This is a genomic window from Bartonella sp. AC329YNZD, assembly GCF_042196685.1.
In the GTDB taxonomy this organism is placed as follows: domain Bacteria; phylum Pseudomonadota; class Alphaproteobacteria; order Rhizobiales; family Rhizobiaceae; genus Bartonella.
The window spans coordinates 158671-172469 of sequence record NZ_JBHIQS010000001.1 but is presented as its reverse complement, the minus strand read 5'-3'; the positions used below and the strand labels follow the sequence as shown (position 1 = coordinate 172469).

Genomic DNA, 13799 nt, shown 5'->3' with positions numbered 1-13799 from the left:
AGAAAGTTTTATTTATAAATTGAAAAAAGTTATTTTTGAAAAGGATATGATGGGTAGTCTTAATATACATATTATTCCAGTTACGACATTCCAACAAAATTGCACTTTGCTTTTTGATAGTGAATGTAAAACGGGGGTTCTCGTTGATCCTGGTGGTGATTGGCCGCGGATTCAAGACGTAATCGAAAAGAATGGTGTTATCGTTGAGGCTATTTGGATAACACATGGTCATTTTGATCATGTAGGAGCAGCAATGCAAGTGAAAGAAGCGCTTAATGTAAAAATTATCGGTTCACATCGCGATGATAAGCCTGTGATGGATGCCGTGAGCGAAAGCGCAAAAAATTATGGCATCACTGATGCTTGCATTTGTATTCCTGATCGATGGTTAGAAGATGGTGAGTGCGTTCATTTTGCTGGACATGTGTTTAAGGTTTTTCATACACCAGGGCATTCTCCTGGTCATGTTATTTATTTCAATGAAAAAGAGCGCTTAGCCCTCTTGGGTGATGTTCTTTTTCGTGGCTCTATTGGACGTACGGACTTCCCCTTCTGTTCCCATGAAAAATTGATGCAATCTCTTAGAGAAAAAGTTTTACCTTTAGGCAACGATGTTCGTTTCATCTGTGGGCATGGTCCCAAAAGTAGCATAGGCTATGAGCGCCAAAATAATCCTTTTCTTCAAGATTTTAATATATGAGCAAACAAAAAAACGCTTTGAAGCGTTTTTTTGCCATTTAAAACTTTTTAGTAGGGCAGAACAGAAGTTAATTTATTGGGGCATAACAAAGGTGTTCGACGCCTTTACGGTCTCGGAAAGTTCCTGTTTTAGGGTTGAAGGAACGGTATTTTTTCTTGCAATAGTTAAGCCAATCAGATTCTAATGATTGTTGTACTGGCTCATATTCCACCGTTTGCGGAGCTTCATAAATTATCTGTTCTTGTGGAACCTGTTGATATACAATTTGATGCTGTGGTGCGGTTTGATAAACAACTTGTGGCTGTTCTGGTTTTTTAAAAATTTTGCCGAGAAGTGCACCTGCTGCAAGAGCAAGAATGCCCATTGCTAAAGCTTCTCCTGAGTTATTTATATTAATACTACTGTGTTTTGTCTTTTTGCGCTCGACATAATGATATGTCTTGTGTTCAACATGATGGTGTTGTTGTGCTCCCCATTTATGGCTAACATAATGACGCTTGTGGGGATTATCAAAAGAGTGATGTTCACTATGAGAAAAATGGGAGCTAAAATTGTGAGACGGTAAACCAGCCTCCCTTCTCATATCATAGTTATGATACCATGCCATATCCGCAAGCGTTGGATCTAATGGCATCAAAACGGTTACAGTAGACATTGCTGATAATACCGCTAACCTGATCACTTTTTTCATAATGATGCTCCTTGTGTCAATTCGTATTTTTCACATCCTACACGTTTCAAACTGAATAGAGACTGAACAATTTTGGACTTTATTGTGACAAAAAAATAAAAATTCATTTAGTTAAAACTATTATCAATACAATAAAATAAAATCATGACAGAATTTTGATTTCAATTAATGTACTCTTCTTAAGCTTAATTAAGCAGCTTGTATTTAGAGCACCAGATTTTTTACTATTGGTTATAAATTATTTATTGATGAGTACTTTTTTATTGCTTGATACAATATGAATTGAACAATAGGTGTATGAATAAAAGTTATCGTTTTTTATTATAGGCTTATGGTGCTAAGATAGAACCTTATTTCACCTTATTTGTGTGATTGAATACAGTCCTGTTTCACTACTCTCTTGTGAGGCTAAATATTGAGTTCGATATCATATTATAACTGTATAAATATAATATATTGCGGGAACTTTTTTTGATATATGGGAAACATTCTTGTTGGGATATGGCTGTTAGTTTGACAGTATTGGCATGACAAAATGCATTTGACACAAGATTGCTGATGAGACGCGTGAAGGCACGTGGGCGTGCTTGTATTTGTGTAGGGCTTTCAATGGTGTAGGAAAATTGACGTTTGTGAAGATGTGCATCGGTAGAGAATTTTTGCATAAGAGCATTTAAATCAAAAGTTTTAACACACTCACTTTCTTCACTACGGGCAAAAGAAAGGTAATCTTCTAACATGTTTTGCATGTCGCTCACATTTTGCTCAAGCGGCTTGATATCAAAGTCAGTATTTGCTAATGTTAGCTGAAGTTTAAAACGGGTGAGAATGGTTCTTAAATCATGGCTTACATCCGCAAGCATCATGGGGCGTTGTTCGATATAGTTAGAAGATGGTGAGTGTGTGTATTTTGCTGGACATGAGTTTAGGGTTTTGCATACACTGGGGCATTCCCTTGGTCATGTTATTTATTTCAATGAGAAAGAGCGCTTAGCCTTCTTGGGTGTTGTTCTCTTTCGTGGTTCTATTGGACGTACGGACTTCCCCTTCTGTTCTTATGAAAAATTGATGAAATCCCTTCGAGAAAAAGTTTTACCCTTAGGCGATGATGTTTGTTTTATCTGTGGGCATGATCCCAAAAGTAGTATAGACTATGAGCGCCAAAATAATCCTTTTCTTCAAGATTTTAATATATGAGAAAACAAAAAAACGCTTTGAAGCGTTTTTTTGCCATTTAAAACTTTTTTAGTAGGACGCAACAGAAGTTAATTTATTGGGGCATAACAAATGTGTTCCAAACCATTACGGTCTCGAAAGGTCCCTGTTTTAGGGTTAAAGGAACGGTATTTTTTCTTGCAATAGTTAAGCCAATCAGATTCTAATGATTGCTGGAATGGCTCATATGCCACCGTTTGCTGCACTTGATAAACCCTTTGATTTTGCGGAACTTTTTGATAAATTACCTGACTTTGTGGTACTATTTGATAAACCACTTGTGGCTGTTCTGGTTTTTTTAAAATTGTACCAAGAATTGTACCTGTTGCAAGACCAAGAATGCCCACCGCTAAAGCATCTCCTGAGTTGTCTATATGAATATTACTGTGTTTTGTCTTTTTGCGCTCGACGTAATGATATGTTTTGTTTTCAACATGATGATAATGGTGGTGGTGGTGATGATGATGTTGTTGTTGTTCCGTCTTACTATGTTTGGCTACAGACCTTTCATGTTTGGCTTTAAATCTTCTCTTGTTGTCATCAGAACTCTTGTGGAAATCATCAACAAACTTTTGGAAATCATCAGAAAAAAAGCCACGTTTTTTATCAGAACAATGGGAGTGAGAAAAACCGCAAGGCAGAATATCAGCTCTCTTCCTTATTTCCCTTATCGCATCATCTCTTTCTTTACGCATCTTCCTCATCATATCATCTATTTCTCTCGAGATAGAGTCACTACGATTCCATGCCATATCCGCAAGCGTTGCATTTAGCGGCATCAAAATGGTCACAGTTGACATTGCTGATAATACCGCTAACCTGATCACTTTTTTCATAATGATGCTCCTTGTGTTAATTCGTATTTTTCACATCCTACACGTTTCAAACTGAATAGAGCCTGAACAATTTGGGACTTTATTGTGACAAAACAAATAAATAAGCCATTTAGTAAAAGCTATCATAGATACTGACAAAATTTTGATTTCAATTTAATGTATTTAATTGATAAGATTGTATTGGTAGTAGATGATTTTTACTATGTTGTATAAAGTATTTATTTGGGAATAATTTGTTCCTATCAATTAATTTAATGTAATTTAATAACTATTTTATAAATAAATCCTATAGTTTTATCACTATATAATTATGATTAATATTAAATTATATATTATAGTATAATTGTATAAATATAATATATTTGTAGTAATATTTTGTTTCATGGGAGATATTTTTTAAAATTTGTCTGCATTTATTTATATTTTAGAAGTTTTTACAGTTTTAAAGATTTTTATAATAAGGTTGAACAAGAAAGATTTTTTAAAAAGTCAATAAGTTTAGGCATTTTTTGTAAAATATCCTCTCTTATGTTGTCTTAGAAAAATTGGAATATTTTTAATATTTGCTGTTATCTATTTTTAGGGCAATACTGTTTGCTCTTCATCGATAGTCAGTTTTTTTAGAAGAGCTAAAGATTAGTTTTGGCGGTGTGAAATTTCTTGCTCCTTCATTGATTGCGTTTTTTTCGTTTTATTGTTGCTTGATTAGGGGTGTTTTTACGAGATTTTCCTTTTTGATTTTCCAAAATACCAGTGTCCATGGTTGGTCCCATGTGTGCAAGGTCTGGTTTGGAGAAAAGACTTGGTTGTAACACGGGCTCTTGGGGGGATTGTTCTCTATGATGTGTTAAGGGATTCTCCGCGAGTTCTAGTTCTATCTTTTGTAATTGTTTGATTTCATCGCGAAGGCGTGCTGCTTCTTCAAAATTAAGATCAGCAGCTGCTTCATGCATTAATTTTTCGAGGTTTTTAATATGAGATGCTAAATTGTTGCCAACCATATTTTTTTTCTCGATGACATCAGGGATATTTGTACGAATATGGTTGTTCTCATAGCCTGAATTGAGAATATCTCCGATATTTTTTTTGATACTTTTCGGTGTGATATGGTGTTCTTCATTATAGGCTATTTGTTTTTGTCGACGTCTTTGTGTCTCTTGTAAGGCTCGTTTTATGGAACCAGTGATCGTATCTGCATAGAGGATAACACGGCCATCTACGTTACGTGCAGCACGTCCGATTGTTTGTATGAGGGAAGTTTCAGAGCGCAAAAAGCCCTCTTTATCGGCATCTAGAATGGCAACAAAACCACATTCTGGAATATCTAAGCCTTCTCGGAGCAAGTTGATACCGATGAGGACATCAAAGGTGCCAAGCCGAAGATCGCGTAGAATTTCAATGCGTTCTAATGTATCAATGTCGGAATGCATATAGCGTACACGAATACCTTGTTCGTGGAGATATTCAGTTAAGTTTTCGGCCATACGCTTTGTGAGAACTGTCACCAATGTACGGTAGCCCTTTTGAATTGTTTTCCGAATTTCATTCACAACATCATCGACTTGAGTGCGTGCTGGACGAATTTCTGTTTCTGGATCGACAAGCCCTGTTGGGCGAATGATTTGTTCAGCAAAAATACCATGGGATTGTTCTATTTCCCAGCGTCCAGGTGTTGCGGAGACAGCAATTGTTTGTGGGCGCATGGCATCCCATTCTTCAAAGCGCAAAGGACGGTTGTCCATACAGGAAGGGAGGCGAAAACCATATTCTGCTAAAGTTGCTTTTCTGCGAAAATCACCTCGGTACATACCACCAATTTGGGGAATGGTTACATGGCTTTCATCGATAAAAACAAGAGAATTGAGTGGAATATATTCGAATAAAGTTGGGGGTGGTTCACCGGGATTTCGTCCTGTTAAATAACGTGAATAATTTTCAATTCCCGGACATGAACCGGTGGTTTCCAACATTTCCAAATCAAAAACTGTACGTTGTTCTAAACGTTGTGCTTCTAAAAGACGCCCAGCTTCGTTCAACTCATCGAGGCGTTGAACGAGTTCCATTTTGATAGATTTCATCGCTTGGTTAAGTGTTGGGCGTGGTATTACGTAGTGTGAGTTGGCATAAATTTTAATTGATTGAAGATCGCCTGTTTTTTGTCCGGTGAGAGGATCAAATTCCGTAATTGTTTCCACTTCATCGCCAAAGAGCGAAATACGCCAAGCACGATCTTCGAGGTGGGCAGGGAAAATTTCGATTGTATCCCCTCGTACACGAAAGGAACCACGAACGAAGTTGATATCTTGTCGATAATACTGTTGAGAGACTAAATCAGCCAAGAGTTTTCGTTGATTGAGTTTGTCCCCTTTTTCTATTTCGAAGGTCATAGCCGTATAGGTTTCTACGGAACCAATTCCGTAGATGCAGGAGACAGATGCGACGATAATAACATCATCACGCTCTAAGACGGCACGTGTTGCAGCATGACGCATCCGGTCGATTTGTTCATTAATAGAGGACTCTTTTTCAATATAAGTGTCAGAGCGTGCAACATAGGCTTCTGGTTGATAATAGTCATAATAAGAAACAAAATATTCGACAGCATTGTGAGGAAAAAAGCTTTTAAATTCTCCATAAAGCTGTGCCGCTAAAGTTTTATTTGGAGCTAAAATCAGAGCTGGACGCTGTGTTTTTTCAATGATATTGGCCATTGTATAGGTTTTTCCTGAGCCGGTAACACCCAAAAGCACTTGTGTACGTTCATCTTTTTGAATTCCCTCAACCAGAGTTTTAATGGCTTGAGGTTGATCTCCCGCTGGTTTAAAAGATGTTTCGAGTTGAAATGGAATACCACCTTCAGATTTTTCAGGACGAATAGGGCGGTGAGGTGTCCATAATGCACCATTCTTAAAAAGAGGATTACCTGAAGCAATGAGAGCAGAAAGAGCTTCTACTGTTGCAGTAACACCATTTTTCATTGTTGTATCCTTTGATAGAAGCGTGCTGGTGATTTTAAAGAAAATACTAATTTTTACAATTTCATTACAACAACAGCAAAACATTATTGAACAGATTTGTTTTGGTTTATTGGAGCTTTCATTAGGATCTTGATCAAGTTTTTTCTATGAGACAAATTCTTCGAAGTATTTCTTTGGAGGGAGCATATTTGTGGTTGTTCATAGACACTATTGCATTTTTTCCATGATGATATTCAAGAGGGCATAAGTTATTATGGCTGTTATGGAGAATAATCGGTACGTCTGGGCACTAAAGGCATTGTGTATGTGTGATAAAGATCATTTCCATCTTTAAATGAAAGATAACGAGATGACACCCAACCCATTTGAGCGTTATATCGGATATGGCACCAGTTTCCTTCACAGTTTTTGACAAAGACCAATTCCCCCGCAGAGATTAAGCCACAAAGCGCATACTGAGTGCTGGGGCCTGCTCTAAAATTAAGATTTCTCGTAACAAAGGCCTCTGCTGCCTCGGATATCGTTGTAGTTAAAAAGAAAGGAACAAACATAAAAAAAATTATGATTTTTTTCATTTTACTGCAAAGAACTTCTTTAGTAATTTTCTATCCTTCTCTCTTCGTATCACATATGATTTCTTTTGCCAGACTATGATAAAACAGAAAAAAATACAATTCTTTCTTCTTTAGGAGACTCAGCAGTAGAGTGAATTTTAATATTTTAAACACCAAAATGAGATGTTTTAAACACTATTGGTGCATGTTTTGTTCCCTTTATTTATTTTTATATGGAAAACAGAGAGACTGTACTATATAATGAAAAAGATCGTAGTTTTCGGATTCCAAAAGTAATTTTGGAAGCCGTTTTTTGTATTTTTATTAAACTTTCCGTGTAATAGAAAGGGACGGATTATGGAAAAAGTTCCGATGACTACAGCTGGTTTTGAAAGTCTTAAAGAAGAGTTGCGTTGGCGTCAACAACAGGAGCGTCCGCGGATTATTGAAGCAATTTCTGAGGCGCGAGCACATGGTGATTTGTCAGAAAACGCCGAGTATCATGCAGCTAAAGAAGCGCAAAGTCTTAATGAGGGGCGTATAAATGAGCTTGAAGATTATATCGCACGAGCAGAAGTGATAGATGTCTCGCGTCTTTCAGGTGACAAAATAAAATTTGGCGCAACCATTAAACTCTTGGATGAGGATACTGAAGAAAAAAAAGTGTATCAGATTGTAGGGGATCAAGAAGCTGATGTAAAAATTGGTAAAATCTCTATTTCTTCGCCTATCGCACGTGCACTTATTGGCAAGCAAGAAGGTGATGTGATTGAGGTGAATGCACCAGGTGGTGCGCATAATTATGAGATCATTAAGGTTCAGTACATCTAAATAACATATGGATTATTATGCGTATCTCTTTGGAAGAAACTGAGGTTATTGCGCCTCATTTAAAAAAGCGTTTGTCGGGAGTGACATCTACGATTATTCAGCTTATTCCACTACAGCGCGAACAGGGGGTGCGTATATCTACTTTGGGATTTGGATTACCACAAAACTTGCCTGCTCTTACCTTTAGGGACCTTTTCGGACTTTGGAAAAGTCCGAAAGGGAAATCATTTCGTATTTGGCATGCACGACGCAATATTGAGATGCTTTGTGGGATCTTTTTACGCGATATCTTGCGAATGAAGCTGAGGCTTATATTCACATCGGCTTCACAACGCCATCATAAGCCTTTTACCAAATGGTTGATTCGCCGTATGGATAGAGTTATTGCTACCAGTACGCATACGGGCGCTTATCTAGAAGTGCCTCACAAGGTTATTATGCATGGGGTGGATGTAAGGCGTTTTACGCCACCACAGACTCTTAATGATTACTTTTCTTCAACAGGATTTCCAGGAAAATATGCGGTAGGATGTTTTGGACGTGTGCGTAGCTCAAAGGGAACAGATTTATTTGTTGATGCTATGATAGCATTATTGCCCCACTATCCTGAGTGGACAGCACTTATTGCTGGTCGTACGACAGAACAACATTATCATTTTGAAAAAGAATTACGCCAAAAGATTGCTAAGGCTGATCTGAATGATCGCATTATTTTTCTTGGTGAGATTCTGGATACACCTTTATGGTATCGTCGTTTATCACTTTATGTGGCACCTTCTCGTACAGAAGGTTTCGGTTTAACACCATTAGAGGCAATGGCATCACAGGTTGCGGTTGTAACGAGTGATGCGGGAGCTTATAAAGAGTTGGTAGTAGCAGAAACAGGAACGGTTGTAAAAGCAGGAGATGGTTCGGCTTTAACGGCAGCGATTGAACTTTATTTTTCTGATGTAGAAAAAACATTAGCAGCCGGAAAGAAAGCTTTAACCCATGTTCGTACTCACTTTCCTTTGGAAAAGGAGGCAATTGAGATTGGAAGTATTTACAAAGAACTGTTTGCGGAAAAAATACTTTAAAATATATTATATCAAAAATCTTCTTGAGGAATGATAAAAAGTGTTTCCTTTAAAGGTCTTTCTTGATCATCAAGAAAACATCTCAATTATATTAAGTGTTATTTCAAAAAAATTATCATGTCTTTCATATAACGCTATAAGAAGTTCTCAAAGTTTGGGATCAAAGATTAAAAAATCTATAGGTTTGAGAGCGATATATGGCTTATGACAAAGCATACGAGGAGAGAGAAGAATTATTTTAATTCCAGCAATATTTTAGAATGAGAAAATAATACTTTAACTTTTAAAGTCTAGAGATTTATGCACTATCTTAACGCTGTCATGCTAATATTATTACGTTTTGTAAGACTTAAATATAGAGCAAAAAAATTCTTATCTTAAATGAGAGAAAATTTTTGAGGTTTTCTGTAGTATTTTCATGGATAAAATAGCTGTACATATTTTCGGGTAGTAGAAATTCATAAACAAAATGTGCTCTGATTAATATATTGATATCATATAAATAATTTATCTTTGCAATTTGAATAAGAACTTTCAATATCGTATGATTCTTCCATGTTAAATCTGTTTATAGAAAATCAATAAAAACTATACATTTGCACGTCACAATTGGAAGAGAGCATGTGGCGGATAAAAACTATTTAAGAAAGGTGTAAAGAGATTTCTTATAAATTGTCTGAAATGCAGTCTGTTGCACATTAACAGCAGAAAAATAATATGATGGTGCTAATTGTATCTTATGTTGTGGTTTCGGCATGCACTTTATTATTTAAGTAAAAATGATGGGACCAATTAGATCTTATACCTTTCATAAGAATTGTTGTGAAATGAATAAGATGAGTATTGTGAGATGTTTTTTAACAAGCTTGTAAATTTGTAATAGCATGCATTCTATTTTCCATAAAGATGTTGTTCTATTAAAGAGAAAAAACACTTTTATCAGCAAATATTCATATTTTTGCATGAGGGATTATTCGTAAAAAAGAATGTTCTATGCGTCCATTTTATTTGATAAAGAAGATCAATAAAGTGAAGTTTTATATGTTATGGCTTTGAGAGTATTGGTATTTGATTGTTTTTGTTGAATTATTTTTATATCATTGATATGATGTTTTGTATGAAATTTTAGGAAATCTTCAGTAGATTGGGTGAGGGGTGAATATTATGACGCATACTGTTCTCGCCTTTTTATCTTGTAAATTTTTTATCATGGTAGCATAAAATACTCTATGCATTAAAATTGTTCACGCCAGAAAGCGGGAATAAAAAGGACGAATATTGTTATGATTTCAAGGCGTCCAGCTAACATTAGAAAACTTAAAATCCATAAAGCATTATCATTGATTGTAGAGAAATTACCTGCAGGGCCAATGATATCTCCAAAGCCTGGACCAACATTTGAAAGTGCGGTTAAGACACCTGTAAAGGCAGAGGTAAAGTCAAGACCGGTTGTAAGCAAAAGTGCAGTGCCGATAACAAGGCAGAACATATAAAGACATACAAAAAATAAAACGGCTTGAGCAACATCGTTTGATATATTTGAGTGATCATAGCGAGCTTTTACGACAACATTAGGAGAAAGAAGTTTTTGTATATTTGTTTGTGTAATACGCCAAAGAATAATAAGGCGATTGATTTTCATACCACCAGAAGTAGAACCAGCACACCCACCTGTAAAAGAAACAATAAAGAAAATTCCAAGCGCAAAGGGGCCCCAAAGTTGATAATCTTCAGCACTGTAACCTGTGGTACTAATAATGGATGAAAGGTGAAAAATGGCATCAAGAAAAACCAAATGGAAAGCGCGATGATCATGAAACCGTAGCCACACTGCTAAAGCAAAGCTGAAAAGGAGAACGATATGGAGAAAAACAATTACTTGTGGATCAAGGAAGCGTTTGGAGTGTCCAGGAAGAACTAATTTAACATAAAGGACGAAGGGTAAAGCAGAAAGCAACATGAAGATTGTTGAGATAATTAAGATAGCTGGTGTATTAGAAAAATAGCCAAAAGAAGCATCGTGAGTCGAAAAACCAGCAGTTGCTACTGTACTCATTGCATGGTTAATGGCATCAAATAAATTCATGCCTGCAGCAAAATAAGAAAGCATACAAGCCAATGTGAGACCAACATAAGCTATGATAATTCCATTAGCAATTTGGTTGATGCGAGGCAATATTTTTTCAGATTTATCAGATGATTCCATATGAAAAAGTCGTACTCCCCCCACACGCAGTGAAGGCAAAATCAAGAGGGCTAAACCGATAAAACCGATGCCTCCAATCCAGCATATGATAGAACGCCATAACAAAATACTTCGCGACAAATTATCAAGACCCGAAAGGACTGTAGAGCCTGTTGTTGTAATTCCAGAGACAGATTCAAAGATGGCACCTGCTAGAGAAATGGGTAGAGGGGAAAGATAAAGAGGTAAGGCACCCACGATGCTTCCTGTGAGCCAAAGACACACAGTGAGCATAAAACCAAGGCGTGCTGAAAAACGACAAGTAGCCCCCTTAGTTGCTAAAAGAATCAGCGTTGCTAACATGGTGGTTATGGCACAAGAATAGAGAAAGCTTATCCAATTACGATTGTTGTCGTGCAAATCCACAAAAATTGGCAAAAGCATTGCTCCTCCCATGATTAAGGCAAAACGTGCACAGACATTGATAATAAATTGAAAAATGATCGTTCCCTATCTTTGTATCTCTTTTTATTATGGTTTTGTGCTCATAAGAAGTTACATTTTTCTCTTTATAGGATAAGGATTAATTCTTAACATTAGCGCGCCTTGATGAATTGGTAATCAGACCTTTTCATAAAACTTGAAAAGAAGTATACATAACATAATTAGGGCTCTTGAAAAATATTTTTTTAAAAGGCTGCATTCCGTTATCATTTATAGAATAATTAATTTATAATAAAGTGAAGGGGATTTAATGGTACAATCTCATATTCGTCTGCTGATTATTGGCTCAGGTCCGGCTGGTTATACAGCGGCGATCTATGCAGCAAGAGCAATGCTTAAGCCGGTTTTGGTGACGGGCTTGCAGCAGGGTGGGCAATTAACAATTACAACTGATGTTGAGAATTATCCAGGTTTTGCAGATCCCATTCAAGGACCATGGTTGATGGAGCAAATGGCAAAACAAGCTGAGAATATGGGGACAAAAATTGTCTATGATACAATTATAAAGGCTGATTTGTTGAAGTATCCTTTTGTTTTATATGGGGATTCAGGAACACAATATTCTTGTGATGCACTGATTATTGCAACAGGAGCTCAAGCGCGCTGGCTTGGTTTAGAAAGTGAACAGACCTTTATGGGCGGAGGTGTTTCCGCTTGTGCGACATGTGATGGCTTTTTTTATCGTGATAAGGACGTTATTGTCGTGGGAGGAGGAAATACGGCTGTTGAAGAAGCACTTTATTTATCGCATTTGGCTAAAAGTGTAAGCGTGGTTCACAGGCGGGGGCAGTTTCGGGCAGAAAAAATTTTGCAAGATAGGTTGCTAGCTTGTAATAATGTACGTGTTCTTTGGGATCATGTGGTCGAAGAAATTTTGGGGCTACCCGCTCAAGATTCAATGGGCGCTGTTGTAACAGGGGCACGTCTGAAAAATGTTAAGACAGGTCACGAGATGAAAGTGAATGCAGAGGGCATATTTATTGCCATTGGGCATGATCCTGCTGTTTCTCTGTTTGAAGGACAGCTGAAACAAAAACAAAGTGGCTATTTATGGACAGCACCGGACTCAACAGCAACAAGCATTGCTGGTGTTTTTGCTGCTGGGGATGTGACAGATGAAACATTCCGCCAAGCTGTAACAGCTGCGGGAAGAGGATGTATGGCAGCGTTGGAAGCAGAACGGTTTTTGGATATACTCAAGCGTTAGTCACCCATTGAGAACATAGAGAATATAGAGGTAAAATTAATTGTGGCGCCACCGTTGGATTGGGATAAGTTAAGGGTTTTTCACGCTGCAGCAGAAGCGGGATCTTTTACGCATGCTTCTCAAAAACTTCATTTATCTCAATCAGCCGTTTCACGACAGGTTTCGGCTTTAGAACAAGAGGTTGGGGTATCCTTATTTCAACGTCATGCGCGTGGTTTGATTCTTACAGAACAAGGAGAAACTCTTTATCGTACAGCTCATGATGTTTTGATGAAGCTTGAAAGTGTGCGTTTGCAATTAAGTGAAAGCTATGCAAAACCAACGGGGCACTTGCGTGTGACCTCGACCTTTGGAATGGGGGCAGGGTGGATTGCAGAGCGTATGCCAGAATTTCTTAGTCTTTATCCTGATATGCAGGTTCAGCTTTTGCTTTCCGATGAAGAGCTTGATTTGACAATGTGTCATGCGGATTGTGCTGTTCGCTTACATCAACCCAAACAACCTGATCTTATACAAAGAAAACTCTTTACAATTCATATGCATGTTTATGCTTCGGAAAAGTATATTGCAAATTATGGAAAGCCGGAAAAATTGTCTGATCTCGATGAGCATCGTATTATTTCGTTCGGTGAACCGGTTCCACCTTATTTGTCTGGTTTAAATTGGTTGGAAAAGGCTGGTAGAAGTGATGGATCATTGCGCGTTTCAGTTCTACAAATCAACAATATCATCTCAATAAAGAATGCGCTTATGCGTGATCTTGGGATTGCTGTGCTTCCTGATTATATCGTCAATAATGATGAGCATTTAGTGCGTCTTTTTCCTGATATGGTTGATATTCCTTCTTTTGATACTTTTTTTTGTTATCCTTATAATTTAAAGAATTTGGCAAGGTTAAATGCTTTTCGAGATTATATTTTTTTAAAAGCTCGTCAGTGGTCTTTTTAATATTAATATCTTAATTTATAAGGGACAATTAGCTATTTTGCAACTTGAGACTCCCGTAATATTCTTTCGTTTCA

At 37.1% G+C, this 13799-nt stretch carries 10 protein-coding genes and 2 pseudogenes; 6 read left to right on the top strand and 6 right to left on the bottom strand.

Going from position 1 to position 13799, the window contains the following annotated elements:
- Nucleotides 1-49: 49 nt before the first annotated feature.
- A complete protein-coding gene (locus ACFIMW_RS00710; RefSeq protein WP_375606477.1) occupies nt 50-700 on the top strand; it encodes an MBL fold metallo-hydrolase in 651 nt (216 codons plus the stop codon).
- Nucleotides 701-767: 67 nt separating this feature from the next.
- On the opposite strand, the gene ACFIMW_RS00705 is transcribed toward ACFIMW_RS00710, so the two are convergent.
- Both ACFIMW_RS00705 and ACFIMW_RS00700 read right to left on the bottom strand, forming a co-directional pair.
- On the bottom strand, nt 768-1391 hold the full coding sequence (locus ACFIMW_RS00705) for a BA14K family protein (RefSeq protein ID WP_375607753.1): 624 nt from the start codon (nt 1389-1391) through the stop codon (nt 768-770).
- Nucleotides 1392-1873: 482 nt separating this feature from the next.
- Nucleotides 1874-2272, bottom strand: a pseudogene (locus ACFIMW_RS00700) (sensor histidine kinase); the annotation flags it as partial.
- A gap of 4 nt (nt 2273-2276) precedes the next feature.
- On the opposite strand from ACFIMW_RS00700, the pseudogene ACFIMW_RS00695 reads away from it, so the two are divergent.
- Nucleotides 2277-2588 (top strand): annotated as a pseudogene (locus tag ACFIMW_RS00695) (MBL fold metallo-hydrolase); the annotation flags it as partial.
- Between the two features lie 68 nt (nt 2589-2656).
- Here ACFIMW_RS00695 and ACFIMW_RS00690 read toward each other — a convergent pair.
- From ACFIMW_RS00690 to ACFIMW_RS00680, 3 genes are all read right to left on the bottom strand, one after another.
- Nucleotides 2657-3442, bottom strand: coding sequence for a BA14K family protein (locus ACFIMW_RS00690; protein ID WP_375607752.1), 786 nt, complete (start codon nt 3440-3442; stop codon nt 2657-2659).
- Nucleotides 3443-4110: 668 nt separating this feature from the next.
- Nucleotides 4111-6420, bottom strand: a complete 2310-nt coding sequence (gene uvrB / locus ACFIMW_RS00685; protein WP_375607751.1) for an excinuclease ABC subunit UvrB — start codon at nt 6418-6420, stop codon at nt 4111-4113.
- Nucleotides 6421-6680: 260 nt separating this feature from the next.
- Nucleotides 6681-6995 carry an SH3 domain-containing protein gene (locus tag ACFIMW_RS00680; protein WP_375607749.1) on the bottom strand — a complete coding sequence of 105 codons (315 nt, stop codon included), beginning with the start codon at nt 6993-6995 and terminating at the stop codon, nt 6681-6683.
- 336 nt (nt 6996-7331) lie between these two features.
- Here ACFIMW_RS00680 and greA point away from each other — a divergent pair, with 336 nt between their 5' ends.
- Together greA and ACFIMW_RS00670 are read left to right on the top strand one after the other, a co-directional pair.
- Nucleotides 7332-7805, top strand: a complete 474-nt coding sequence (greA, locus tag ACFIMW_RS00675) for a transcription elongation factor GreA (protein ID WP_375606334.1) — start codon at nt 7332-7334, stop codon at nt 7803-7805.
- A gap of 17 nt (nt 7806-7822) precedes the next feature.
- Nucleotides 7823-8881 carry a glycosyltransferase family 4 protein gene (locus ACFIMW_RS00670; RefSeq protein WP_375607748.1) on the top strand — a complete coding sequence of 353 codons (1059 nt, stop codon included), beginning with the start codon at nt 7823-7825 and terminating at the stop codon, nt 8879-8881.
- A 1234-nt stretch (nt 8882-10115) separates the two neighbouring features.
- On the opposite strand, the gene ACFIMW_RS00665 is transcribed toward ACFIMW_RS00670, so the two are convergent.
- Nucleotides 10116-11510, bottom strand: a complete 1395-nt coding sequence (locus tag ACFIMW_RS00665) for a TrkH family potassium uptake protein (RefSeq protein ID WP_375607747.1) — start codon at nt 11508-11510, stop codon at nt 10116-10118.
- Between the two features lie 310 nt (nt 11511-11820).
- Between ACFIMW_RS00665 and trxB the strand changes: the two genes are divergently transcribed.
- Together trxB and ACFIMW_RS00655 are read left to right on the top strand one after the other, a co-directional pair.
- The gene (trxB, locus tag ACFIMW_RS00660) at nt 11821-12777 is read left to right on the top strand and encodes a thioredoxin-disulfide reductase (protein WP_375606331.1); all 957 of its coding nucleotides are present in this window, start codon (nt 11821-11823) and stop codon (nt 12775-12777) included.
- Between the two features lie 42 nt (nt 12778-12819).
- A complete protein-coding gene (locus tag ACFIMW_RS00655) occupies nt 12820-13725 on the top strand; it encodes a LysR family transcriptional regulator (protein ID WP_375607746.1) in 906 nt (301 codons plus the stop codon).
- Nucleotides 13726-13799: the final 74 nt, after the last annotated feature.

Excerpts from the sequence above, each read along its gene's own strand:
- ACFIMW_RS00710 (WP_375606477.1), top strand. The coding sequence starts at position 50 with ATGGGTAGTCTTAATATACATATTATTCCAGTTACGACATTCCAACAA.
- ACFIMW_RS00705 (WP_375607753.1), bottom strand. The coding sequence starts at position 1,391 with ATGAAAAAAGTGATCAGGTTAGCGGTATTATCAGCAATGTCTACTGTA.
- ACFIMW_RS00690 (WP_375607752.1), bottom strand. The coding sequence starts at position 3,442 with ATGAAAAAAGTGATCAGGTTAGCGGTATTATCAGCAATGTCAACTGTG.
- uvrB (WP_375607751.1), bottom strand. The coding sequence starts at position 6,420 with ATGAAAAATGGTGTTACTGCAACAGTAGAAGCTCTTTCTGCTCTCATT.
- ACFIMW_RS00680 (WP_375607749.1), bottom strand. The coding sequence starts at position 6,995 with ATGAAAAAAATCATAATTTTTTTTATGTTTGTTCCTTTCTTTTTAACT.
- greA (WP_375606334.1), top strand. The coding sequence starts at position 7,332 with ATGGAAAAAGTTCCGATGACTACAGCTGGTTTTGAAAGTCTTAAAGAA.
- ACFIMW_RS00670 (WP_375607748.1), top strand. The coding sequence starts at position 7,823 with ATGCGTATCTCTTTGGAAGAAACTGAGGTTATTGCGCCTCATTTAAAA.
- ACFIMW_RS00665 (WP_375607747.1), bottom strand. The coding sequence starts at position 11,510 with ATGCTTTTGCCAATTTTTGTGGATTTGCACGACAACAATCGTAATTGG.
- trxB (WP_375606331.1), top strand. The coding sequence starts at position 11,821 with ATGGTACAATCTCATATTCGTCTGCTGATTATTGGCTCAGGTCCGGCT.